General features: G+C 60.8%; 26 protein-coding genes, 1 tRNA gene and 1 pseudogene. 11 read left to right on the forward strand and 17 right to left on the reverse strand.

The window, feature by feature from the left end; genetic code table 11:
- Positions 1–43: 43 nt before the first annotated feature.
- Positions 44–208, reverse strand: coding sequence for an alpha/beta fold hydrolase (locus E2484_RS26195; RefSeq protein ID WP_394347937.1), 165 nt, complete (start codon positions 206–208; stop codon positions 44–46).
- Positions 209–228: 20 nt separating this feature from the next.
- Here E2484_RS26195 and E2484_RS20180 point away from each other — a divergent pair, with 20 nt between their 5' ends.
- The 3 genes from E2484_RS20180 to E2484_RS20190 all read left to right on the forward strand — a co-directional run bounded on the left by E2484_RS20180 (position 229) and on the right by E2484_RS20190 (position 2,291).
- Positions 229–429 (forward strand): alpha/beta fold hydrolase, encoded by a 201-nt coding sequence (locus E2484_RS20180; protein ID WP_321112800.1) that lies wholly within the window; start codon positions 229–231, stop codon positions 427–429.
- 484 nt (positions 430–913) lie between these two features.
- Positions 914–1,666, forward strand: a complete 753-nt coding sequence (locus tag E2484_RS20185) for a hypothetical protein (protein WP_137286998.1) — start codon at positions 914–916, stop codon at positions 1,664–1,666.
- A gap of 379 nt (positions 1,667–2,045) precedes the next feature.
- On the forward strand, positions 2,046–2,291 hold the full coding sequence (locus E2484_RS20190) for a hypothetical protein (protein WP_137286999.1): 246 nt from the start codon (positions 2,046–2,048) through the stop codon (positions 2,289–2,291).
- A gap of 372 nt (positions 2,292–2,663) precedes the next feature.
- On the opposite strand, the gene E2484_RS20195 is transcribed toward E2484_RS20190, so the two are convergent.
- The 4 genes from E2484_RS20195 to E2484_RS25255 form a co-directional block, all read right to left on the reverse strand.
- Positions 2,664–3,071, reverse strand: coding sequence for a cupin domain-containing protein (locus tag E2484_RS20195; protein WP_137287000.1), 408 nt, complete (start codon positions 3,069–3,071; stop codon positions 2,664–2,666).
- Positions 3,072–3,480: 409 nt separating this feature from the next.
- Entirely contained in the window at positions 3,481–3,723 is a 243-nt protein-coding gene (locus E2484_RS25810; RefSeq protein ID WP_321112802.1) for a D-alanine--D-alanine ligase family protein, read from the reverse strand.
- 74 nt (positions 3,724–3,797) lie between these two features.
- Entirely contained in the window at positions 3,798–4,211 is a 414-nt protein-coding gene (locus E2484_RS25815; RefSeq protein WP_321112804.1) for a hypothetical protein, read from the reverse strand.
- A gap of 242 nt (positions 4,212–4,453) precedes the next feature.
- The gene (locus tag E2484_RS25255) at positions 4,454–4,612 is read right to left on the reverse strand and encodes a hypothetical protein (RefSeq protein WP_170977443.1); all 159 of its coding nucleotides are present in this window, start codon (positions 4,610–4,612) and stop codon (positions 4,454–4,456) included.
- Positions 4,613–4,795: 183 nt separating this feature from the next.
- On the opposite strand from E2484_RS25255, the gene E2484_RS20205 reads away from it, so the two are divergent.
- Both E2484_RS20205 and E2484_RS20210 read left to right on the forward strand, forming a co-directional pair.
- Positions 4,796–5,314, forward strand: a complete 519-nt coding sequence (locus E2484_RS20205; protein ID WP_137287001.1) for an Lrp/AsnC family transcriptional regulator — start codon at positions 4,796–4,798, stop codon at positions 5,312–5,314.
- A 173-nt stretch (positions 5,315–5,487) separates the two neighbouring features.
- Positions 5,488–5,844: a DUF7344 domain-containing protein gene (locus E2484_RS20210; RefSeq protein WP_137287002.1), complete on the forward strand. Its 357-nt coding sequence runs from the start codon at positions 5,488–5,490 to the stop codon at positions 5,842–5,844.
- Positions 5,845–6,131: 287 nt separating this feature from the next.
- Here the strand turns inward: E2484_RS20210 and E2484_RS20215 are convergent, their stop codons facing one another.
- From E2484_RS20215 to E2484_RS20245, 7 genes and pseudogenes are all read right to left on the reverse strand, one after another.
- Positions 6,132–7,808: a vanadium-dependent haloperoxidase gene (locus tag E2484_RS20215; RefSeq protein WP_137287003.1), complete on the reverse strand. Its 1,677-nt coding sequence runs from the start codon at positions 7,806–7,808 to the stop codon at positions 6,132–6,134.
- A 195-nt stretch (positions 7,809–8,003) separates the two neighbouring features.
- The gene (locus tag E2484_RS20220) at positions 8,004–8,732 is read right to left on the reverse strand and encodes a hypothetical protein (RefSeq protein ID WP_137287004.1); all 729 of its coding nucleotides are present in this window, start codon (positions 8,730–8,732) and stop codon (positions 8,004–8,006) included.
- 83 nt (positions 8,733–8,815) lie between these two features.
- Entirely contained in the window at positions 8,816–9,613 is a 798-nt protein-coding gene (locus E2484_RS20225) for a helix-turn-helix transcriptional regulator (RefSeq protein WP_137287005.1), read from the reverse strand.
- Positions 9,614–10,074: 461 nt separating this feature from the next.
- Positions 10,075–10,798, reverse strand: a pseudogene (locus tag E2484_RS20230) (tyrosine-type recombinase/integrase).
- A gap of 383 nt (positions 10,799–11,181) precedes the next feature.
- Positions 11,182–11,256 (reverse strand) — tRNA-Glu (locus E2484_RS20235).
- A gap of 284 nt (positions 11,257–11,540) precedes the next feature.
- Positions 11,541–12,752: a helix-turn-helix transcriptional regulator gene (locus E2484_RS20240; protein ID WP_137287006.1), complete on the reverse strand. Its 1,212-nt coding sequence runs from the start codon at positions 12,750–12,752 to the stop codon at positions 11,541–11,543.
- A gap of 51 nt (positions 12,753–12,803) precedes the next feature.
- The gene (locus E2484_RS20245) at positions 12,804–13,958 is read right to left on the reverse strand and encodes a metal-dependent hydrolase family protein (protein ID WP_137287007.1); all 1,155 of its coding nucleotides are present in this window, start codon (positions 13,956–13,958) and stop codon (positions 12,804–12,806) included.
- A 278-nt stretch (positions 13,959–14,236) separates the two neighbouring features.
- On the opposite strand from E2484_RS20245, the gene E2484_RS20250 reads away from it, so the two are divergent.
- On the forward strand, positions 14,237–14,977 hold the full coding sequence (locus E2484_RS20250) for an SDR family oxidoreductase (RefSeq protein WP_137287008.1): 741 nt from the start codon (positions 14,237–14,239) through the stop codon (positions 14,975–14,977).
- A gap of 6 nt (positions 14,978–14,983) precedes the next feature.
- On the opposite strand, the gene E2484_RS20255 is transcribed toward E2484_RS20250, so the two are convergent.
- Positions 14,984–18,085, reverse strand: coding sequence for an FAD-binding and (Fe-S)-binding domain-containing protein (locus tag E2484_RS20255; protein ID WP_137287009.1), 3,102 nt, complete (start codon positions 18,083–18,085; stop codon positions 14,984–14,986).
- A gap of 240 nt (positions 18,086–18,325) precedes the next feature.
- Complete coding sequence (locus E2484_RS20260; protein ID WP_321112809.1) at positions 18,326–19,342, reverse strand: DMT family transporter; 1,017 nt, start codon at positions 19,340–19,342, stop codon at positions 18,326–18,328.
- Between the two features lie 261 nt (positions 19,343–19,603).
- Here E2484_RS20260 and E2484_RS20265 point away from each other — a divergent pair, with 261 nt between their 5' ends.
- Positions 19,604–20,089: an Lrp/AsnC family transcriptional regulator gene (locus tag E2484_RS20265; RefSeq protein ID WP_137287011.1), complete on the forward strand. Its 486-nt coding sequence runs from the start codon at positions 19,604–19,606 to the stop codon at positions 20,087–20,089.
- 13 nt (positions 20,090–20,102) lie between these two features.
- On the opposite strand, the gene thyX is transcribed toward E2484_RS20265, so the two are convergent.
- Positions 20,103–20,846 (reverse strand): FAD-dependent thymidylate synthase, encoded by a 744-nt coding sequence (gene thyX, locus E2484_RS20270; RefSeq protein ID WP_137287012.1) that lies wholly within the window; start codon positions 20,844–20,846, stop codon positions 20,103–20,105.
- 99 nt (positions 20,847–20,945) lie between these two features.
- Here thyX and E2484_RS20275 point away from each other — a divergent pair, with 99 nt between their 5' ends.
- Together E2484_RS20275 and E2484_RS20280 are read left to right on the forward strand one after the other, a co-directional pair.
- Positions 20,946–21,524: an MBL fold metallo-hydrolase gene (locus E2484_RS20275; RefSeq protein ID WP_137287013.1), complete on the forward strand. Its 579-nt coding sequence runs from the start codon at positions 20,946–20,948 to the stop codon at positions 21,522–21,524.
- Between the two features lie 43 nt (positions 21,525–21,567).
- The gene (locus tag E2484_RS20280) at positions 21,568–22,053 is read left to right on the forward strand and encodes a Rieske (2Fe-2S) protein (protein ID WP_137287014.1); all 486 of its coding nucleotides are present in this window, start codon (positions 21,568–21,570) and stop codon (positions 22,051–22,053) included.
- On the opposite strand, the gene E2484_RS20285 is transcribed toward E2484_RS20280, so the two are convergent.
- Positions 22,054–22,872, reverse strand: a complete 819-nt coding sequence (locus E2484_RS20285) for an ATPase (RefSeq protein ID WP_137287015.1) — start codon at positions 22,870–22,872, stop codon at positions 22,054–22,056. It abuts the gene before it with no gap.
- Complete coding sequence (locus tag E2484_RS20290; protein ID WP_137287016.1) at positions 22,869–23,147, reverse strand: DUF5827 family protein; 279 nt, start codon at positions 23,145–23,147, stop codon at positions 22,869–22,871. Before E2484_RS20290 ends, E2484_RS20285 begins: the two co-directional genes overlap by 4 nt.
- Positions 23,148–23,398: 251 nt before the next feature.
- Here E2484_RS20290 and E2484_RS25260 point away from each other — a divergent pair, with 251 nt between their 5' ends.
- Positions 23,399–23,830, forward strand: a complete 432-nt coding sequence (locus tag E2484_RS25260) for a DUF7522 family protein (protein ID WP_170977444.1) — start codon at positions 23,399–23,401, stop codon at positions 23,828–23,830.
- 62 nt (positions 23,831–23,892) lie between these two features.
- Positions 23,893–24,207 (forward strand): DUF167 family protein, encoded by a 315-nt coding sequence (locus E2484_RS25265; RefSeq protein ID WP_170977445.1) that lies wholly within the window; start codon positions 23,893–23,895, stop codon positions 24,205–24,207.
- The last annotated feature ends 32 nt before the right edge of the window (positions 24,208–24,239 follow it).

Below are 24,239 nucleotides of genomic sequence, written 5' to 3' on the forward strand. Positions count from 1 at the left end.
ACGGGTGGAAACCACGAGAAGATAGTGGAGTAGGAGTGCTCCGTCAGGGATTTGACAGCCCCCGTATCCGCTCTGTCCCGAATTGATCTACGTAATCCCACGGGACGAACGCACCCATCGACCACCCAACGAAGACGACATCCTCAAGGTCGTGCTGTTCGACAAAGGTGTGAAGATCACGAGCGTATTGCGCGACCGTATGCCCTATTTCCGTCTTTTCTGACCGCCATGTCCCCTGAAATCGACGCCGACCTTGCTATTGTCCGGCAGCGAGAGCCCCCACTCTTGAAAGATGCCACGGAACCGGTCAATGACGCGCTCCCGAACAGCCGGATCGCTTCCTTCGAAGAGCATGGACACGAGGCGATGCTCACCGCACCAGACCGCTTCATTGAGGAGGTACTTGCATTCATCCGTGAAACGAACTAACGGAGTTACAATCGTTCTCCTCACCATTTCCGGCGTCTATTCGATATGCACCACTATTGAGCGGCTGATTCAGCACAGACGTTTTGAGCTTGCGAAATTCTCGTGATGGATTGACCCTCTAAATTGATTATTGGTAGATCTTCATGCGGTGATACCTCACAGGAATAGATATGAATTTGACTGATTGGGTTGCGGTGGTGACCGGCGCGTAGGCCGACCGACGCGGGGGAGGAGGTCGGAGGTGCGCTTTACCGCGTCCCACTCGAAGTTGTCGGTCGGCCCGAGTTTCGGTCACGCATCTCGCTGTGAGTAGACAATGCGATGCCGTCCTGTCCGGGAAGAGTGGTTCTCTGACAGGTTGCCACCGATAAGTATACGCTCTTAGTATGTGGGTTTTATTACCGGTTGGATTCACGAGTAGTCGTGTTAGCATTGGTGCATGCTAGCTTATCACTATGAACGTCGTAGTCGTCCTAGAGATACTATGAGTGAATCAGAACACCAGTCAGAATCGGTCGAGGAGATAGTCAACCAACGCTGGAAGCGCACGGGCGCGGGCACGAGAGTGGCTGGAGCCTGGCTTGCGATGGGATCCGTTCTTTTCGTGGCTAGTCTTGCCCTTCATCCACCGCCCTCCCCAGATCTCGGCGAATTCATGGCGGTCATCGCTAACGAACCCACTCAATGGGTACTGGCCCACTGGGCGGCGGCATTGGCACTTACTCTCTTCGCGATAACGGGACTACTCATGCTGACGACAGAATCGCGACTCTCTCAGAATTGGTGGGCGATGACCGCGTGGGCCCTACTGGTTGTGGGTGCGACGTGGATTACCACTACCGCCGTAGCAGAGGCCACCGTGATTACCGAGGCAGCCGTCGCTGGTGACACTGCAACGTTCGAAGCCTGGCAACTCTTTGCTGAGGGTAAAGCCGTCGGGTTCGGCTTCCTGGCAGTAGCCATTGCCGTAATCGCTGGCAATGAGGCTCGGAGTACCCGTTCAGTGACTCCCGTGTGGGCCTCGTGGATAGGTGCCGTGGCAGGGCTCGTGGCCTTTGTGGGGTTCGTCGTCTTGGGGTTGTTGCTCGGGATCGCCGTAGGTGGTCTTATCTGGCTGGCCTCCACGATAGTAATGAGTCTGTGGACTCTCTGGTTCGGAATCGCTCTCGTGCGATCTGATGATTCCCAAGTTCAACTCGCGGAAGCCAGAACCAAGAGACAGAGGGCGATTCGCTGAGAATATCGATAGAGGAGTGGACCATCATTACATCCGATGGGGTCGAAACAGCAGTACAGTGTGGAACTGATGAACAGACGCTCTAAATTGGTCACTCTGTCCTTGCGACCAAAGACGTAGTGGAAACGGGAAGCCCGCCCACGAAACTTACTCGGCTCCATTCCAGCGGAAGGGTATGATCGAGTGCTTTCACCTTTGACCGTCAGCGATTCGACTGATAAATAGGTGGTACAAGTTTCGCACGGCCCGCCATGTGGGAGTCAAACATCGGATATTCGTCGCCGCGACAGTTACACCGTGGTCGCTATATAACTCCTGTTCACACCGTGACCAGTGTTCACCCGCTGACGCTATCGTGAAACCTCTTGCACATATCCACATGCTCACGGAATCCTGGGTCGTCTACGAGTTCACAGCCGGGAGCGGATTGGGGATGGTGCGGTGGGAACTGAGTGACGATGACGAACTACGTCCCGTCGACCAAACGCCGAAGGCACTGGGCGAATTCATCGACTACCACGTCGATTGTGACTGTGGAGAGACGTTCTGGACGTGGACAGACGCCACTGCTCACGTCGAAACAGAACACGCCAACGGAACCGTAAGTCTCCCCGGTGAAACCTAACTACGCCAACCCGTTCACAGGTAACGGTTTTCATCAATACGCCCCCGCACTCTCGGAGTTCCGCGTGATGGTCCGACTCATTCATCGTTTACGATGTCGTCACCCTTCGGGTGAACGTAGCACTCGGCACGATACTCATCGGGGTCGCCAGCCAAATCCGCTGCGAGCCCTTCCGGGCTTCCACCTCAACTTCTGAATTTGCTTGCTCTCCATTTCTCTCAATATACGCTCTGTATCACGCAATCTGTAGTGTGAATGTACCACGTGACTCCTGACAGACTCGGAGTAACTTGGCGATGGCAGTGCCGAATACAGAGGATGTATTCCGCAGACCGTTATCTACGGATGAGAAAAGCCGATTTACTGGCCCGATTATCCGTCACTAGATTCCCACTCGTCGAACGATTCGTAAGGTGGCACCCAGATAGCAATCGCCCGTAGCGGCTCGTCCCCCGTGACACGCAATCGATGGTATGCCTGTTCAGGGATGTAGACGAACGACTCCGGTGACAGTTCATGCCGGGTGGCACTCGATTCGTCGTCGTCACCGGGTTTGCCGACCCAGAAGGTCGCGTGGCCGTCGAGGATATACAACAACTGCTCTGAGGACTCGTGGGCGTGCCAGGAGTCCCTTCCGCCGGGGGCCAACTCGGAGATCCGGAAGACGATTCGATCGGATCCCCGATCCGGGTTAACGAGTTCGCGCGAAGTTGTGGATTCGTGATGTGGCGGGGTGAACCCCTCCACGTCGTTTGCGTCAACAACGAATGGACTGGTCATTGGCTAATGTCTTCTTCGGTTGTTCTTGCGATTCTGTCTGTGGCCGGTAACGCCCATCACACCATCCTCGCCATTTTTCTTCTTAATCTCAGCGTGCGCTATCGGATGCCTACTCTGCAATCTGTGTTAAGTATTACCACGGCCAGAATTTCTCAGCGCATTCAAGGGCGCGTTGGTGGATACGCGCTCTGTATTCAGCACGGAGTTTCTACCAGCCACGAGGGAGGTCAATACCGGGTGTGATATTCACGCTCTGTATACATCGCGTTACCCATTTCCGAATAACAGCAATGGGGACTGTTCTATGATGCATTCGACGGTCACCATACTGTATATGGAGGACAAGTTAGCAGACTGGTGGTCATCGAACGTGTCGCCTAAGTAATTTTTTCGGGGGGCAACCTCTGGATTACTGGTCGGGAAGACACGCTATGATCGACTCGTACAGTGCGGGTTCTAAGCCGGTATTCCGGTAGCCTGCTGCGAGATTCACGTCGATCGCCCAGAACCGGTTCTGGTCGTCTTTGACGAAGTCCACCCCGACGCCTCGGAGGTCAGCCTGTTCGACGAGGTGGCGTAGCCGGGCTGTAAGTCTCGGTCTGGCCCGTGCGTGGCTGAGAAAGCGTTTCGGCCCGTATAGCTTCGAAGTCACGCGTCTTCCCGCCGTCTGGACGCGACTCCCGTCGTGGACGGCGTAGTACTTATAATCGACCGGCTCCGTCGGGATCAGCTCTTGATAGAAATCCCCACCCTCGTTGAGTTCGGTAGAGCCATTCCAAATAAAAAGTCTTTTGCGACGTACTCACCCTCGGGTTTCTCAAACCGCACTGGAGGTGTGCGAAATCCAACTGCCTCGAGCGCAGTCAGACCGATCAGCCGGGAGCTAAATGCAATCGTGGCGGGAAGGTTGTTCCATAAGGGCGTTTCCGTTTGCCGAGCGTATCTGAGCCCGGGGAGTATCTGTGGGAAGACTTGCTTGTTGACTAGCAGGGACAGGTCGTCAATCTGGATCGACGAGAGTTCTGCTCGGGGATCGAAGAACTGAACTGCAAGGCCTGCATCTCGAAGTTGCTCGGCGACGATTGTGAACACTGGCTGGTCGTCCTTGCAGAGGAGGCCAATACAACTGTCCTCATCCATCCCCATCATCAAGTATAGCTGCTTGAGCAGAATAGGAGTTTGGTCGGCTGATTCGACCGGTTCGGCAACACTGGTAGGTTGCTTTCAGTGGATAGAGCATCTACAGCACGTAAGAAGATTGGCCTCCTGCCGTATTTGCTCAGTTGAGATTTGAATAGAGGGCCACGTACCGATAAAGTGAAACAATGAATATACGCTCTGCATTGCTCAATACGTGCTGCGAATCTATCACCGATACCGCTCTATTCGTGTTTCAGCGTGAGTAGCTGAAGCGCTTCCCGAATTTGATAGTCTTTTTCGTCCACCTCTTCGGTCTCGAGTGCCTTGGTGAGTGCTTCGACCGCTCTTTCCTGTTCGGACAAGTGCATGCCGTCGCTGCGTGTAGGGTCGCTGGATGTCATCGTGAAATAGGTCTGGTGTGATGTAACTGGGTATCCGAAACGCGGTTATACGTGAACGATAACTTTGCACCACAAATTGTGCGATTTAGCGTGTAGAGATACGACTGATAGCTTCCGCCCCTGAACTCTCCGCTGGCTAGTTCGGGCAAGCGATTCAACTGGTTCGACACTGAACTGGACGTCATGGTCGATGACCCACTCAACGACCTCGACCGCCGTATCCTGCATTTGCTCCAGGTCGACGCTCGTGGTGCCACCGACACAGCCATTGCCGAGGAAACCGACGTCACCGGGACGACGATTAACAATCGAATCAAACAACTGGAGGAGCAGGGAATCATCCTCGGATATAATCCAGAAATCGTCTACGAGCAGGCGGGCTATCCAATGCGCGTCTTGTTCATCTGTTCGACCAACCTCTCTGAGCGGTCGGAGATGGCGGAGAAAGCCCTCGAGGTGCGTGGAGTCGTCAACGTCCGGGAGATGCTGGCTGGCGAGGAGAACCTCCACGTCGAAGTCGTTGCCGAAGCAACGTCCGACGTCAAGCAAAGTACCGAAGAGTTAGACAAGTTGGGCCTGCGGATCGTGAGTAGCAACATTCTGGCGGAGGAACACGCCCAACCGTGGAATCACTTCCATCAGAAGTTCGCTGGCGAGGATGCCGACACGCCCTCCGAAATTGGCTCCTCGGAAGAAGAGTGACCTACCTGCACGACCACCGAGCTAAATTATTGAACTGAGACCACCAGACTCCCGGTCAGCGCACCCCTTTTGTTTGGGAAAGTCAACCAACGAGCCGTCGCCGTACAGGATTGTAAAATACATAATGGTATCGTAAAAAAGAGGTTAAGGCGGTCTAATCCAATCAATACGTAATGGCAGCACTGACTACGGCGCGACTGAGCGAAGTATTCGATCTCTTGGTACATCCGTACCGGCGGTACGTACTGTATTATCTTACCCACGAATCCGAGATGGTCACCATCGACACCCTCGCAACCGCGATAGCCAGGTGGGATAAAGACGAGACGAAGGCAGATTGGAGTGCCAAGAGCAAAGACGTGGAGACCACCCTTCGACATATGCACCTCCCGAAACTTGCCGACGCCGGCATCATACTGTTCGACCCGAATGCGGACTCCATCGAACTCAAAGAAACAGGCCAGTTTGACCAATTCTTCAGCGACATAGCACATATCGACGGCTACATGGAAACCGCCGCTCACGACTGAACACACACATTTCACCCTGGAACATACCTATCACTACGTTGTTTTTCCGCTGTAAGACAATGTCAAAATAAAGCAATAATTGCAGGCTCTCTGCTACACTCTCACCACGTATTGATTGTAATCGATGTCGGATACTCATAGTCTTACTGCGGCCTATTCAACGCTTGAGCGAGGAAGTCACGGTGATGGTGAAGTTGGTAATGACAAGTAGAAGGTGCTAGTCACTGACTCAGTGAACACACTCAATTGTTCTATCCCTTCTCAACCAACTCAATCAGTTCGGCGGTCTACGATTGGATTTCGATTTTCTCACCGTCGAATGTGGTGAGCGTGAAGCTCCCTACTGCCGCTTTCGACTGGAGCCGATCTCGCAGACAACTGATTGCGAGCCGTTCGCCCATCCGGAGGCCGTCAGCCCCATCCGAGCGGTAATGGATGCCAGCCCAGTTCCGCCCAAGCGTGTGATTTGTCGCCAATTTGTTGAGTTCACCGCCGACTGTCAGCGATTCACGAATTGGTTCCAGGGCTGTGCCATCAGCGGTTGGACGCACGGCCACCGGTAGTCTCGCCTCCTCCTCGAAGTAGGCTTTGAGGACAGTCACACACGCTCCCGCGATCCCACCATGGCCAGCCGGAAACGCCGGGTGTAGTGGCGCCCCCTCGGGGTACGCCTGCGGAAGCAAATACGTGCCGAATTTGTCACGCGTTCTGCCAACGCCCGCCGCGTCGAGGAGTTGGCCATCGATTGGATAGTCTTTTTTGCCGATGAGGTGATTGTGGAGGCGTCCGCCGAACGCCTCTGGTCGCAGTCGCCGATGCACCTGCCACTTGTGATACCAGTTCGCGTGCTGGACGTCCAGCACAATGCTCGTCACCGCCCCAATGACATCTTGGATTCCGTAGTCGATGAACGAGCTTTGCACGTGGGAGTCCGTATACGGATTCCCTTCGTCGAGCGGGACGCCCGCATCCAGGAGGATGAGCGCCGCCGCGAGGAAGAGTTGATGCGGGGTGTCGCGGTGGACTAACGTTGCGAGGTCGCGGCCAGTGATGATGTACCGCTCATCGCTGTACCCTTCCGATGCGGTCGGGGGCCTGCCGTTCTGAATCTCCAACCATGGCTGGTACGCCGTCATGAAGTCGCGGCCCGGCGTTGCGACCGGGAATTTCTGATTTTGGCGGATCATCCCGCGTTGAATATCCTGATAGAGGAACTGGCTGATATGGGGGCCGACGAGCGCTCCCTCGAGGTTCCCCCGAAACAGCGTTTGTGCCGTAATGGTGCCATCTTTGGTCGGCCCCAGAAAGTCATCGAGGTCGCCGAGTTCGTCTGTAGCAGCCTCCACGAGGGGATGGGTGTCGTAGTCGGTGAACGGAACGTCCCGCAAACGAGCGTGCCAGTAGAGTTCGACCATTTCGGCGGCGGTTTCGGCGCTGGCGAACGCCGGTGGCGGCTCGATGTAGACGTCATTCGGGTCATAGCCCGTCATATTGAACGAGTAGGTGGCCTCCGGGTTCTCGAGCATTCGCGTCCCCCCAAGTGGAATAGCCGAGAACTCACCGTCTCCTTCGATGGCCTTGGTGAGCGCTTGGTATGCTTCTAGATCGACCTCACCGAGTGCATCGTGGGGGAGGCCCTTCGAGTACGAGGCGAGTTTGGAGGGATACCAGAGTTCATCTCCGTTGATCGGATGGCTGACAAACTCGCGGGCCATCGTGTTTTCCATTGCAGCATCAATACGGCGCTTGGCAGCACTCCGGCGGCGAGCCCGCCGGGCCTCTTTGTCGGGAGAGCCATCGTTGATTCCGGTTGTAGTCCCGGTAACGCTACCAAGTGCGGCGAGACTCGTGACGGCGACGCCGAGTGCCCGAAGTACGCCACGACGGTTCAGTGCGCCGAAATCGGGGCTCTCCTCCAACGTCGACCTCTGTTGCTGGTCGATTCTTGATTCGTGTTCGTCCAATACTCCACTGGATTGGTCTGCGCGTTCTCGATTTCTCACTTTTCTCCCCCTCTTGATCCCCCTGTGATAGTGTTCTCTGGTTCAGAACTGGTTCCTTGCGGATATCCTTGGTGATGGGACATGCAACGCCGAGGAAATATTCCGGGACGGTCTGTTCGTTCTGGAAGATGAATCCAAACTGTTCGCCGCCGAGTTCTAGGCCGGCGGATCGAATAGTGCGACCCACCAGATGCTACTCGGACTCGCCGGGGTCTGGAGCTGGTCGGGGAGCATGGCGGGTTCGAATGCGCCGTGGGGCGCCACTGCCAGATGTACCTCCGCCTCCATTGGGCGTGCGAGCGCGGCGCCGTCCCATGTCTCAGTGTCGGTCGTCACCATCCCGTTCAGGGTGAGGGTGCCACCATCGAAGACGTGGCCGGTGACGCCGAACACACCACCACCCGCTGGGTCGCCGAAATCGTCACTGCTACAGCCATCTTCGCACTCCCCAGGATTGTTGAAGGTGAACGCCCAGAGCGTGAACGCCTCGAGATCGCCCGCTTCGTCCGTCCACCACACATCTTTTTTGTCTTCGGGCGCACTCGGGTAGGTGTACTCGCCCGGCGTCGGTGTCGGCATCGACACCTCCATCAGAATCGCATTTGGGGTGCGCCAGAGTTGCGCCCCGTCTTCGGCGACGACGTCTCCATCAGCGCCCTGCCCGACGATGTCCGTGGTCTGTGCGACGGTCTCGCCGTCAGCCACGCGGTCAGCATTATCGTCGCTTGCGAGTGGCTTGTTACCGGTATTGGCGGGACTACGCCGCTGGGCGGTCGTGGCACCAGTCGCGGCCACGCCACCGAGCGCAAACACGCCTGCGGTCGCGCCCGATTGTAAGACGCTCCGGCGCGACAGCCAGCCCTCTGATTTGTTTTGTGTAGGCATTGCTGGTTTCCTCCACAGGAGATGAGTCGTTCGGTGATATTATAATGATTCTTAATGCACCAGTTGCAGTGGATGCACATCGCTCACACCCTGAAATCCTCTGCTGGAATGAGTTCTGCGTCCCGCTGGTGTGTTTCAATCGTCGACGCCACCCACGACCGAAACGCCTCGTCGTCGGTGTCGAGTTCTGCTCGAAGAACACCGTCATCGTCCTGTACTAACATGCCCGCTCGACTTTCGTCGATGAGTGCAACGATGTGCGTAATCTCTTCATCGGAGCGGAAAAACGTCACCTGTCCCGTTTCGACTGCCTCGCGGAGCAACTTCGCCATCTCCGGATTCCCTCCGATCATTTCGACCACCTCCTCGGTGATTACGACCTCGGCGGTCAACTCGCCGTTGACCGCCCGCTCCCAAAGTACCTCGACGATCGACTCCTCGAAGATTTTGGTGATGAAGCTGATGTGGTCGGCCTGTCGGGTGAGTTCTTTTGCCCGCCGCATCGGCGCCGCCGGATCGTTCTCGGTCACCGTCACGATATTCGCGTCCTCGAAGTGGCGAGGGCCAATATCCATCTCTTCGAAGGGTAGCCATTGCCCCACATCGCGGAGCTTCTGAATGGTCTCGGCCAGTGTCATAAGGGCGGTGAACTCGGTGACGAAGGAGTCACCGAGTGGCGTAATCTCGCAGTGCGAGCCTGACTGTATAACCCACCCCCGATCGTGAAACCCGGAAAGGATTCGGCTGAGTGTCGGTCGTGAGATACCCGTTTTCTCGTGGAGTTCCTGTCGATCAGCCGGTGTGTCGTGTAAATATGTGAGTACGCGGACCCGGTTCTCAGATGCAGCGAGAAATCTAACATCGTCAAGTGGAGAGCCCATGCATTGTGCTATGATAGCTGTGGGCATACAGATTTTGCCATCGGCAGAATACACTCTTCGATACAGCGAGACCTGCTGTATACACGGTCTATATTGGGCACGCCACGAACGAGGAATTCACCTAATGCTAACGTACAGGTGATATTCCTCTACGCCGGGGGTGACCGAATGCTGTATTATCTCAGTACCATATTTAGACGTTCTTGTTCACGAGGTCGGCATGCTGTGAACAGGTTGACCCTCATAAATGGACACCGCCAATATCATCTGTGAATAAGTGTCCATCGCCCAGGCATCGGAGATGAGTAGTTGGTGTCGCTGGTACTGTGTTCTAGCGGCCTAAAACGTAGTGCAGGGCTTCTGTGCCAGCGGTATGTGGGCAGAGTCCGACGGTAACACAAACTCTGTAGTGGTCAAAGTCGGAGCAATTCAACCGACAGATGGGGTTATGACTGAATCTGTTACCCCATCCGGTCAAGTGCATCGCGACGATCTTCGACAGGTGCCTGGTCGTACTTCATCGTCGTCATTTCGCTCTTGTGCCGGAGTTGACTTTGAACAGCAGCCAAACCCTCCTCGCGGGTCATATACGTCCCCACTGAATGCCTGATAGCATACCAACTCAACTTCCGGTTTGACGTATCGATGTCCGCAACTTCACAAAGACGATCGAGCAAGTAACTAAGCGAATGCGAACTGTACGGGTTCTGCTCACGCGTAAGCCAGAGCCGATCCGTCTCTTCGTATATCGGATACGCTTGTCGTTCTTCGACCCACCGCGTCAGCATCTGGGACGTACGTGATTGTAGACTTACGACCCAGTTTTCCCGGTTTTTCGAGCTTTCTTCCTTAGGGACTCGCAAGACATCGTTTGCTGCATCAACCCACTGAACGCGGACCCGCGCAACCTCAATTGGTCGGAGGCCAGCATCGAGACTGGTTGCCAACATCCGCGACATACCTACCCTCTTGCTCCCACACCCACCGGTAGAATATGTCCATCCGACTCGCTCGCATGCGCACCGTCTCAAACGCATATCCTTCAGCTTTTTCCGGATTCTTCCCGAAGTGCAGTAACCACTCTAGACAGTCCGTCCGTTGGGATTTGTAGTCCACTCGTTGGCGCTCATTCAGTTGTTTCTGTGACGGTTGGGTGATCAGCGTTATCTGTTCCAACTCGCTCATAGGTGCGCCCCTGACTGTAGACACGCTTTCCGTCGAGACCTAGCGCCCAACAACCAACAATCTCCAACCAAACGACAGACCTGGTGCAGCAACCCAACCCTCGACGCCCAACGTTGCAAACCGTTACTGGACATCCTATCTGGGTGCGCGATTTGAATGACCTCTTCTGGATGTCCAGATTCATGTGGCCACCGTCCCCTTCGAGCCCATTGCTGGACGGGACACGAAGATATTCTGAATCCGGCGAGTCGACGTGCCGGACAACGAGCGTAAATCGCCAGACTGCGGGCTAATCGGGTGTTCCGAGTTTCGTGATTGCCCTGTGGTGGCATGGTGATTCTCCTGTACCACAGCTCAAAACCGGGAGACAGCGTAAGGAAGGATGCTCCGTTAGGGATTTGAACCCTAGTCCTTGCCGTGAGAGGGCAAGATGATTGGCCGGACTACACCAACGGAGCGTGCTTCGCGTCTGCACTCAATCGTAGTTGGACGGACTGTTTAACAGTTGCGCTTTCACGTCGCCGTGTTCCGGTTCCCCACATCGGCCCGACCGTTCGAGAACGAAACCAGCGATTGACAACGTTCGGAACGGATACATTCCCAGTTACCCGCCAGTGTGAAAGAACGTGAACGATACGGTGTCGGCGATAGGTTCGTGAATCGGTACCCAACGACGGCACGTCTCGTCGATTACGTCGTGGCTTCTCTCCAAAACGCCCTCGACGAGTAAGGCGACCGTGTATTACTCGCCTTCGAGTGGCGACCCTGCGGCGTCGGGTTCGTGGCCTTCGAGGCTGATGATGTTCTCCCTCCCGACTCGGAGTTTGCTGATGTCGCCCTCTTCCTCCATCTCCGAGAGCAGCATACTGACTTTCGATTTCGACCACCCCGTCTCTTCGACGATGTTGACCTGTTTCATGCGGCCGCCGTTCTCGTCAAGGAGTTTCTTCACCCGCGCTTCGTCGGTGAGGAGTTCCTCGTCGCTGACCGACGGTTCGGTCGTCTTCGTCCCACCGTTTCCGGCGGCCGCAGACCCACCGCCGCCGTTGCCACCGGGGTTGTCGCCGTCGCCCGAGAACGACCCGAAGTCGCCCTGCCGCCACGCGAACGCGGCCGCGAGACCGAGCAAGACGACGACCGCCGCGATGAACATCATCAACGGCGACCAGTCGTCGCCCCCGGCGGGCGGTTGCGTCGCGTTTCTCGGCGTCTCGACCGTCGTCGCGTTTCCGTCGCTGCCGGATTCGGTCGTGGTGGTGGTCGTCGTTCCCTTCACCGGTTCGAACTTCACTCTCGGTCGCTGGTCGGTGAAGTCGCGTTCGCCCTGCCACGTCACCGACGCGCTCCCGCTGAGCGTGTCCCCCGAGGGCGTGGCGGACTGCCTCGGCTCGACCGACTGGAACCGGAGTCTGGGGCCGGTGTGGACGACCAGCGACTGGTTCGGCCCGATGTAGAGACCGCCCTCGAACACGTCGCCGATCATGATGCTCCCGCCGTCGTCTTCGGAGTAGCCGAACCCAGTCCACTGGAAGGACATCTTCACGATGCCTCGGTTGTCGTTCACGAGGCCGCCGACGTAGGCTTCCTTCGAGAAGCTCTCGGCCTTCATCACGCGGTCGGTCGTGTTGTGTCCGGCGCTCGTCAACTGGCTGGCCTGTCGCTTGAAGTTCGCGTACAGTTCGGTCGAGTTGTTGTTGAACTCGTCGGCGAACCGCCTGAACTGCTGGCGTTCGGTGTCGTTGTTGAGCGTCCGCTGGTAGGTGAACGTCCACTCCGCCGTCCCGTTCTCGTAGACGGTGATGTGGAACTCGACGCTGTCGAAGTTGTCAGTTGTGCCGAGCGTCTGCGGGGCGGCAGACACCTCCCGAGCGGATTGACTGCCCGAAACCGTCGCTACGGGGGCCGTCCCGACGAGTAACACGACTACAAGGGCGACAGCCAGCAGCCGTCTCATGTACCTTAATTCTCCATTGCCCGGTATAAAAGACCTTTTGACGTGGGGCTGTCACCGAACAACGGTTCCACGTCTCACGACACGTGCTGGCGATTGCCACGCAGTCACGTCGTCCAGCGGGTCGGCGTCGAGGACCACGAGGTCCGCGTGCGTGCCTTCAGCGACCGTTCCGACGCCGTCGAGTCCGAGGAGGTCCGCGGCGTTGACCGTCGCCGCCTCGAGCGCCGCTTCCTCCGAGAGACCGTGGTCGACCATGAGTTCCAGCTCCTCGGGGATGTCGCCGTGGTGGTTGAACGGCGTCCCGGCGTCGGTCCCCATGGCGATGGGAACGCCGGCGTCGAGCGCGTGGTCGAAGGCCTCGGCCCACGCGTCCTTGGCTGCTTCGGCCTTCCGAACGGCGAACTCGGGAATCCCGGCCTCGGTTCCGGCCTCGACGATTCCGTAGAGCGCCTTCGCGGTCGGCACCCAGTAGGTGCCCCGGTCGGCCATCAGTTCGGCCGCCTCGCGGTCCATGAACGTGCCGTGTTCGACGCTCGAAATCCCGGCCCGGACAGCGTTCTTGATGCCCGCGGTGCCGTGGGCGTGGGCCGCCGTGGGCACGCGCTTGGCGTTGGCCGCGTCCACGACGGCTTCGAGTTCGGCCTCGTCCAGTTCCGGCGCGCCCGTCAGCGCGCCCTCGGTGAGGACGCCGCCGGTCGCCATGCACTTCACCACGTCGGCACCGCGCTTGAGTTGCTCGCGGACCGCCTTTTTGACCTCGGCCACCCCGTCGGCCTCGCGGCCGAACCAGTGACCGTGGCCGCCGGTCATCACGACGTTCTCGCCGCAGGCGACGACTCGCGGGCCCTCCAGAACGCCGCGTTCGACCGCCGTCGCGGCGTCGAGCGCGAGCGACCCCGGCGCGCCGAGGTCCCGGACCGTCGTCACGCCCGCGTCGAGCGCGTCGCCGAGGTTGGCCGCCGCGCGGTAGGCCAGCGTGGCCTCGCTGTCGGAGTCGACCTCGCCCGGGTCGGCTCGCCCGTCCATCATCAGGTGGACGTGGGCGTCCACGAGTCCCGGCGCGACGAACTGTCCGCTCGCGTCGATCTCCTCGTCGGGGTCGTCCGACGCGTCGCCGACCGACACGATTTCGCCGTCCTCGACAGCTACGTCGGCGTCTCGGACGCCCGTCGCGTCCACGACCGTCCCGCCACGAAATACTTTCATATCTGACTTCTTTGCCCGAGAGACCCTAAATCTCGGGGTACCGGCATCCATCCCGCCCGAACACGTCGCCGGTACAGACTCCGGTCGGCGACCGTCATCCGGAACGCACACGCGCTGACGAGGAGCTAAAAGCGAGATACATACGTTTCGTAAAGACATACAGATAACGCTAAAACGAACGTTTCTCTGGTTAGGGTGATGCTATTGTCGAGAAACAGCGGTCGTTCTGCTCGGGACCGGGGGAAAGACCCAACCCGGTCGCCGTCGCAGGTCCCGACATGGCGAACGGCCCCCTCGACGGAAAGACGGCACTGATCACGGGCGCGAGTTCCGGCATCGGCGAAGCGACCGCCCACGTACTGGCCCGCGACGGCGCACGGGTCGCGCTGGCGGCCCGTCGCCAAAAAGCCCTGAACGACGTGGCGGAGAAGATAGAGAGCGAGTGGGACGCCGAGACGCTGGCAGTCCAGACCAACGTCCGCAACGAAGATTCGGTCGAAGGAACGGTCGAGACGGTCCTCGCGGAGTTCGGGCGACTCGACGTGCTGGTGAACAACGCGGGAATGGCCTGCGGCGAGTCGGTCGAGGACCTGGGAAGCGAGGAGTACCACCGGATGATGGAGACCAACGTAGACGGCGTATTCTACGCCACGCGCGCCGCGATTCCGCACCTCCGGGAGACCGAAGGCAACGTCGTCTTCGTCGGGAGTTTCGCCGGGCAGTACCCCCGACCGTTCAACCCCGTCTACGCCGCGAGCAAGTGGTGGGTCCGCGGGTTCGCCCACAGCATCGAGGGCAACGTCGGCGCGGACGGCGTGGCGGTCACGGTAGTCAATCCCTCGGAGGTCCGGACCGAGTTCGGCGGGGCCTACGGCGAATCGTTCGCCGAGCGATTCGAGGAGGGCGAAGTGACCGAACCCGAGGAAGTCGCCGAGGCCATCGCGTTCGCGGCAGAACAGGAGAAGTCCACGATAAGCGAACTCGACATCTACCGGCGCGACAAGTTCGCCGACTTCTAAGCGAAGTCACCGACCGGATTCGATGGCCTCGGCCACCTTCTCGATGGGATGCGGTGGCTCGCCCCGAACCTCCTCCCAGTCGCCGAGTTGCGCCCGGCAGGACGCGCCGGGCGCGACCACCTGCTCGCCGTCGCTGTCCGCGACCTGTTCGAAGAGAATATCGCCGATTTTCCGACTCATCGAGTAGTGTTCGGCCTCGTACCCGAAGCTACCGGCCATGCCGCAACAGCCAGAGTCGAGGGCGTCCACCTCGTAGCCCGCGTCGCGGAGGACGCTGGCGGCGTGGCTCTCCTTCTTCGTCGCTTTCTGGTGGCAGTGGCCGTGGTAGGTGAGGGTCTCGTCGGACGCGTCGAACGCGAGGTCCAGGTCGAAGGTGTCGAGATACTCGCAGATGGCGTAGGTGTTGACGGCCACGCGCTCGACGGAAGTGGCGAGGTTCGAGTCCACCTCGGTGTCCGCCGACCCTTCCCCGTCGGCTTCCAGTCCGGCCTCGGGGTCGGCGGTTCGGGGTTCGGTGTACTGTTCGCCGGAGCGACTGGCTTCCGGCCCCTTCTCCCCGCCGAGCAGGTCGAGGTAGTCCGACTGAATCATCACGGCGTCTGAGGGTTCGACGACCACCACGTCCCACCCGTCGCGCACGCGCGGCGCGAGTGCATTCACGTTGGTCCGGGCGCGCTCTCGCGAGGTGTTCAGAAACCCCTTCGAGTGGGCGGGCCGCCCGCTGTCGGTCACGTCGTCGGGAATCATGACGTGGACGCCCGCCGATTCGAGGACGCGGACCGCGGCCTTGCCCGCCTCCGGGTGGTTGTAGTTGGTGTAGGCGTCGGGGAAGAGCGCGACTCTCCGGGTCGCCTCGGTCTCGGAAACTCGGGGGCCGCCGCGCGCCTCGAACCAGTCCACGAGGCTCTCGCGGTGGAAGGTGGGCAGGCTTCGCTCGCGGGCGATGCCGAGGGTCTTCTCCATCAGGGTGCGCGCGCCCGGCACTTCGCTCGCCCAGTTCGAGAGCGGTGCGAGCGCGCTTCCGACCTTCGAGAACGTGCCGACGTTGGCGAAGAGTCGTTCGCGCAGGCCCGTGCCGTGGCGCTGGTGGTACTCGTGTTCGATTTCGGCCTTGAGTTTGGCCACGTCCACCTCGCTCGGGCAGTCGCGGGCACAGCCCTTACAGCCGATACAGAGGTCCATCACCTCGGCCATGAACTCCACGTCGAACTGCTCGTCCTCGGGGAGAGCTCCCGACATGGCCTGCCGGAGCATGTTCGCCCGGCCCCGGGTGGACGTGACCTCCTCGTCGGCCGCGCGGTAGGTCGGGCACATCACGCCGCCGGTGGTGGATTGGTCGCCGCGACAGCCACCGCACCCGTGGCAGAGTTCGACCATGCCCCGAAAGCCGTTCTCGTTCTCCCAGTTCAGTTCCGGACCGAACCCGGCCGAGAACTCGTAGTCGGGGTCGAACCGGAGGTTCTCGGTCATGTCGTGGTCGCCGCAGACGTTGCCCGGGTTCAGGAGCCAATCGGGGTCGAACGCGGTCTTGAGGTCGCGGAAGACCTGCCAGACCTCCTCGCCGTACAGCTTTCGGTTCCACTGGGTCCGGGCGCGGCCGTCGCCGTGTTCGCCCGACACCGACCCGCCGTACTCGACCACGAGGTCGGTGGCTTCGTCGGCGATGGCCTCCATCTGGTTTACTCCGGCCGGACTCTTGGTGTCCACGAGCGGTCGGATGTGGAGACACCCCGGCCCGGCGTGGGCGTAGAAACTGGCGAAGGTGTCGTTGTCCTCCAAGACCTGTTGGAAGTCGGCGACGTACTCCGGTAGGTTCTCGGGCGGCACCGCGGCGTCTTCGATGAACGAGATGTGCTTGGCGTCCGAGGTCCGCGAGAGGAGGATGGGAAGTCCGGACTTTCGCAACTTCCAGAACCGGGCGCACTCGGCGTCGTCGTGGGCCTCCAACGCCTCGAAGGCGAGTTCTCCCTCTCGGTCGTCGAGCAGGTCGGCCACCTTCTCGCGTCCCGCCGCGTCGTCCTCGGCGTAGAACTCCACGAGCAAGACCGAATCCGTGCCCTCGGGGAGCATCCCCACCACGTCGGCGAACTCCTCGGTGTCGCGCGCGAGGTCGACGAGGACGTCGTCCAGCACCTCGACCGCGGCGGGGTCGTGGTCGAGGATGGGAGCAACGTCTTCCATCGCGTCGAGCAGGTCACGGTACGCGAAGAGGGCCATCGACTTGGTCTCGGGGACCGGTTCGAGTCCGATTTCGGCCTCCGTGACGATGGCGAGGGTACCCTCGCTCCCGGCGAGCAGTCGCGCGAGGTTGACGGTGCCGGACTCGGCTTCGTCCGCGAGGCGGTCCAGGTTGTACCCCGAGACGTTCCGCTTGAGTCGGGGGTACGCCGCGTCGATAGCTTCTCGCTCCTCGTCCACGATTCGGGCGACCTCGGCGTAGATACTGGCCTCCAGGTCTCCCCGAGGGTCGCCCTGCTCGCGGAGTTCGTCTGTGTCTACCTCGCCGAAGGTGGTCACGGTGCCGTCGGCGAGGACGACCTCGCACTCCTCGACGTAGGCGTCGGTCTTGCCGTACTTCAGGGAGTGTGCGCCGGTCGAGTTGTTGCCGATTGCGCCGCCGAGCGCCGACTTGTCGCCCCACGCGGGGTCGGGCGCGAACTTCAGACCGTGAGGTGCGAGTTCCTCGTTCAGTTCGCCCAGAACCGTGCCGGACTGGGCGCGGGCGGTCGGGTTCTCGCCGTCCGGACTCACCTCCAGCACGGCGTCCATGTACCGGGTGAAATCCAGGACCACGGCCTCGTTGACGGCCTGTCCTGCGAGACTCGTCCCGCCGCCACGGGGGAGGACAGGAATCCCGCGCGCGGCGCAGTACTCCATCACCGCCGCCACGTCGTCGGTGTCGGTGGGGAAGACGACTCCGATGGGCGTCACCTCGTAGGCACTGGCGTCGGTCGCGTAGAGCTGTCGAGAGTAACTGTCGAAGCGCACGTCGCCGTCCACGAGACCTTGCAAGTCCGAGACCAACCCCGAGCGCGCCACCTCGTCGGACTGGTAGTCGTAGTCCGCGCGGGCGTCTCGCGCCGGGTCTCCCACGTCGTGCGTAGCCATACCGCGAGATACGGACGGGAGGCCGAAAAGTGGTGCGTTCGGACGGAGCGCGTCGGTCGGAGAGGTGGGAGGCCCGCAGTCGCCGTGCAGTGCGGTGCTGTGCCGTGAGGTGCTGAACCGTACGGTTGCGGTCTTCAGTGGCTCACGGAGGCACTCGGTCAATCAAACCAATAAATTCGTTCGATAATGATACTATATTTGTCTTTGACAACGGTATAGAGAGTAGAAGAAAACAAATTCTTAGTCGTCCGCGGGACCGACCGACCCCGACCACGCGCCTTCGCTCGCGTCCGAGTCGCCGGACGAGTCCTCACGTCCGAACGACGGTCGAATCGACGTCACGGAGTCCGGAAACGGAACCCGTTCCGCGAAGTCCGACGACCGAACCGTCGCCACGAGGGTCCGCATCGCGTTGCGGTTCAGGACCGCGAATCCGGCGAAGATGGCGGCGAAGCCGACCAGCGTCGAGGACGACACCAGCTCGCCCAGTACGGCCCAACTCACGAGGGTCGCCACGACCGGTTCGAGGTAGCCGACGAGGTGGAGTTTCGTCGGGCCGATCTGTTCGAGTAGTCGGAAGTAGAGCAGGAACGCCACGACGCCCGAGAGGAGCGTGAGGTAGGCGAACGACGCCAGCGCGGTGGGCGTCAACTGAATCGCCGACAGCGACTCGCCGCGGAGCGCGCCCGCGGCGAATAGCAGGCCCGAACCGCCGAGCATCGCCCACGCCTGCAGCGACGCGGCGGGCAGGTCGGTCCGGAGCGGTCGGGTCAGAACCGCGCCGAGCGCGAAGCAGACTCCGCCGAGGAAGACGAGACCGACGCCCACGACGTTGGCCGAGAGCGCGTTCGTGGGGTTCAGGCCCGCGACGACGGCCACGCCGCCGATGCCGAGCGCGAAGCCGACTCCTTTGGCGAGGGTCAGACGCTCGTCCAGCACCACGGCCGCGAAACCGGCGGTCAGGACCGGCGAGAGGCTGACCACGACGGCCGCAATCGCGCCCGAGACGTGGCGTTCGCCGAGGTAGAGCAGACCGTGGTAGCCCGCGATGACGAGCGCGCCGACCACGGTGACGGCGAGGTACTCCCCGCGAGCGCGCGGCCGCCAGTGGTCGGTCGTGACCGCGGCGTATCCCAAGATGACCGCACCCGCGACGGCGTACCGGACGCCAGCGAACACCATCGGTGGGAAGTAGTGGAGACCGACTTCAATGGCGACGAACGACCCGCCCCAGAGCGTTGCAAGCAATACGAACATCAGGGGAGAGAGTGGGACTTTACTCTCGATATATTCCGAAATCATGTTTCTGTTACAACCGTCTGGGTTTCGTGGCCTTAAACCCTTCTACAAGAGAGCCCGATTTACTCGGATAGAAGACAATCATATCCCCGGGGTTCGGAGAGAATGTTCTATCAACCGCTACAGTTAGACTTCTGTTGGTGAAAATCTGTTCGTCGCTGTCGGCCGTCGCACGAACAAAACCGACGTTAAGTAGGCGGGGGCGTAACGTCAACGACGATGGACGAGCGCGACGTGACCATTCTGAAGGCCATCGCCGACCTCGGGACCGGAAGCCCCGAGAAGTTGAGCGAGGAGACCGACATTCCGGTCTCGACTATCCACTACCGCCTCAACAACCTCCGCGAGGCGGGCATCATCAAAAACGACCTCTACGACGTCGACTTGGAGGAGGCGGGACTCGGCGTCACGGTCCTCGTGGAGGTGCTGGCCGACTACAGCGACTCCTACGAGGAGTTCGGCGAGAAACTACTGGAGGTCGAGGGCGTCACCCAGGCGTACTTCGCCATGGGCGAGACTGACTTCATCGTCGTCGCACGCCTCCCCGACAGCGACGCGGTCGAACGCCTCATCAGCGACTTCGAGGCCATCGAGGGCGTCGAGCGAACGAACTCGACGTTCGTCATCTCGTCGCTTCGGGACACCGACAACCCGCTGGAGAGTTACAGTCTGGAGACGCTGGTCGAGGAACTGGCCGACGAGTAATGTAGACGACGGATTAGGGCGCGAGTCTGTTCTTCCGGTTCTTCATGTTCTCCTCGTAGTACTCGAAGGTGACGGGGCACCACTCCTTCGCCAAGTCGAGGACCTTCTCCGTCATCTCTCGAATCTCCCACTGGGCGTCTGCCGCCGCGCGCATGTCGGCGACGTGCATGAGCATCCGGGCGTTCATCGACATCACCATGTTGACCTCCGTTCCGATGGGGAGGACGAATCGGGCGTCTTCGGGCGGCATCCCGAGTTCGAGTAGTTCCTGGTAGTCCTCGACAGAGCGCTTGACGGACTCCTGGAAGATCGCTTTGCGCTTTTCCACCGTCTCTTCGTCCACTGCGCCGCCCTCCTGGTTCCGGCCGATCCAGTCGGGGTCTTCGGCCGACGGTGGCGTGACGACCATCTCGCCCTCGGCCACGTCCTCGGGGTCCACGTCGTCGAACGAGACGTAGCGCATCGACTGGACGTCGAAACTGACGTGCCTGTGACGGGTGATCTGAGCCATGCAGGACCGACTGATACCCTTTACCGCGAAGGTGGCTTGCGGGTGTTCGAAGGGTCCGAAGTGGCCGTGGTCGAGGAGGTGACCGATGAGGGTCTCTTTCTTTTCTCCGATAGTCTCCCCTTCGATGGACTCCATCGTCTCCTCGAACGATTTGTCTCCGACGAACTCCTCCATGTAGTCGTTGCGCGCCGCCGAACAGATGACCTCTTCCGGGTCGTCCGTGGCTTCCAGCAGTTGGACCTCCATGGGTGTGACGAGTACGGCCCGACTACATAAATTGACCCATCGTTCGGCTACCGAACTGACAACGACACCCACAAACCCTTCCCACTCCAACTGGCCCGCATGATTACGAACCTCGCGCGCGGCGTGCAGGCGTTCACGAGCAACGCCTTTCTGGTGGAGGGCGACCGGACCGTGCTGGTCGATACCGGGTCGAACTTCGACGCGGTGGGGAAAATCCGCGGACGTGACGCCGAACTCGACGCCATCGTTCTCACGCACACTCACCACGACCACGTCGGCAACCTCCAGTCGGTGAAAGACGCCTTCGGGGTCGAGACGTGGGGCTTCGACGCCGACCTACCCGAGGTGGACAATCCAATCGCCGACGACGAGACGGTCCAACTCGGCGACCACTCGTACACCGCGCTTCACACGCCGGGGCACAAGAACGACCACCTCTGTTTCTACTCGCCGAGCGCGAGCGTCCTGTTCGCCGGCGACCTCATCTTCCAGAACGGAAGCTTCGGTCGCACCGACCTCGAAGAGGGCGACCGCGACCAGTTGATAGAGAGCATCGACCGAGTGCGCGACCGGGTGGACGAACACCTCGCGGAGATGTACGTCGGCCACGGCCCGAGCGTCACGACCGACCCGTATCGGGACGTGGAACTGGCGGCCCGAGCAGCACGGATGCGGTGACAGGTCAGTCAGGTTTATTTTACGTCGGTTCGTTCCTCGCGGCGTGACCGAGCGCACGCGACTCACGACTACCGAGACCGTCTACGAGGAAGGGTCGTGGCTGTTCACGGTCCGCGACCAGTACGGCGAACCGGACGAGGTCCTCCTCGTGCCGTGCGAGGACGAATCGGACGGCCCCGTCGAGGCGTGGATCAACCGATGTACGCACGAGGCCCAGCGATTCGACCGGGGGTTCGGCGCGCCGATGCGCGACGGCCAACTCGTCTGCCCGAAGCACGGCTCGATGTTCGACGCCTGCTCGGGCTACTGCGACAACGGCGACGCCGCCGACACGACCCTCGTTTCGGTAGACCTCGCGGTCGAGGACGGCGCGGTCTACCTCACCGACGACAGCTACGAGTTCGCCCACGCGGGGAGTATCGAAGACGGCGGGACCGAAGGTGCCGAAGGCGAAGGCACGGACGAAGAGGGAAGAGACGACGAAAGCGACGACGACATGCCGAGTTCGACCTCTCACATCGGCTTCTGACTACCTCTCCGCGACCGCCAGCAGTTCGTCGTAGGCATCCTCGTACGCCCGGGCGACCGCGGTCGGGTCGCGTCGGTCGTCGCCGGGGAGCGCCGACAACGAGGCGGTCGCCTTCGAGTCGGCGAGTTGGGTCACGTCGCCGGTGTGGACTTCCAGTCGTCCCTCGCGGGCGCTCCCGCCAGCGACCTCGCAGGCCTTGAGGAACCGGTCGCCGTCGTAGGCCCGCATCCGGCCGGGTTCGACCACCGCCACCGCGTCGAACGAGACGTCGCGGATCGGTACCGCCACGTCGGCGTACGACTCCACGACCGCGGTCCCGCCCGTTTCGGCTTCGACCTCCCGGATCCGGTCGGCGAACCCCTCGAACATCGGGAGATGCAACTGTCGGGTGATTTCGTCGAGTCGCTCGACGCTCCCGACGGTCGGCGCGTCGGAGAGCGGGAGGTTTCGGCGGGCCGACTCCGGCACGTCGGCGTGCGCGTTCACGACGAACGACTCGCCGACGCGGTCGCAGACGAACTCCCGGTTGGCCTGCCCGACGAGTCCGGTGTCCGGGCCGGGCGAGGGCCGCCAGAGTCGGTGGACCGGGTTCAGGTCCTCGGGGGCGAAGTCGCCCGCGCTGGCCGCGGCGAGGCGCTTGGCGTCCTTACCGTAGAGGCGGCCGTCTCCGACCGCCCGGCGGTAGTCGTCGTGGTCGAACCAGTAGTCGTTGCCAGCGCGGGGCTTGAACCCGACCGCGCCGAGTCGGTCGAGCAGGCCGGTCGTGAACGTGGTCTTCCCGGCGTCCACGCGGTCGCCACCGACGACGAGGAGCCTCATCGGTCGTCGTCCGACTTCAGGCCGTAGTAGCCCGGTTCGTCGTCGGCCCCGGGTTCGGCGATGACGAGGTCGTCGGCGTTGTTCATCACCCACGGGATGGCCCAGTCGAGCAGGATGTCCTCGGTCTGGGGCTCCAGTTCCGCGTCGGGGTCGAGTTCCTGGAGCAGACGAGCGATTTCGTAGACGGTGTACATCTGGTCGTCTTCGAGCAGTTCGTCGGCGGTGTAGAAGTCGCAAGGGTGGAGTTGGTCGAAGTCCGACTTCGGTCGGGGCATGGCCGGACGTACGACCGAGCGCGGGGTAAATCGTTCGTCTTTTCCTCGGCGACGGCGAACGCGGTACGCTCGGAAATAATCTCGATTCTCTGACGGTGGAAATAGATTACCTTGGCAATAATTTCACTGCTGAGCGCGAGTCACTGACCCGCGTCACGTGCTTCGTAACGAACGGACTTCCGAAGCAGACCGGCCATCCACACCCGACCGTCCTAATTTTTATATTGTCAGTCGACGGACGTTCTACGACGATGGGAGACGACACCCAGAGTCGTAGTCGGGACGCCAAGCGCGCACTCGTCGAGGCCTTCTCGACGTTCGGGAGCGACGCCCTCCGCGACGTGTGGCTGTTCGACCAGCGCGAGCACGAAGGACTGTATCTCCGCGAGGACGTAGAGCGCAAGGTGGCCGACATCGACGTTCCGCTGTTCGTGGACAACGAGCGATACGGTTACGTCACCCGCGACACCTACAGCGACCTCTACTACGACTCCTACGAGTACACGGTCCGGGGATTCGACGGCTTCGAGCAGTTCCGGACCTTCCTGGCCGCCGACGACCGGAAGGTCGGCGTGTTCGCCAGCTTCGACCGCCGAGAAGGCGGCTACGACTTCGGGGCGCTCCACGAGGCGGTCGTGGCCGTCGTGGCCGACCACTCTATCGACGCGTTCGAACCGGACTGACCGGCGTCGCTTCTCGGCGGCCCGACGGAGCTTTCATTCCGACGCTTCGCCTACCTCCGGTCGTGGCGACGGGCGAACTCGAAGACGCACTCACCGAGTCGGGCGACGGGACGCTGGTCGCGTTCGACGTGACCCCCGTCGAGGCCGACCGGCGGGTTCCCAGCGACTTCAACGAGTGGCGCGACCGCTTCGAGGCCAGACTCTCCGAACCTACACGCGACGGCCGGGCGAACGCCGAACTGACCGATGCGGTCTCCGAGTTGCTCGGCGCACCCGCCCGACTCGCGCAGGGCGCGTCGTCCTCGAAGAAGACGGTCGCTGTACGGGCCTCCTATGTGCGCGTTCACGACGAACTGACGAGCGCGCTCGGCGACTGAGGACCGAGAACGAAGCGGGGAAACCGGCGGCG

Source organism: Halorussus salinisoli, from assembly GCA_005239435.1.
Taxonomy (GTDB): Archaea; Halobacteriota; Halobacteria; order Halobacteriales; family Haladaptataceae; genus Halorussus; species Halorussus salinisoli.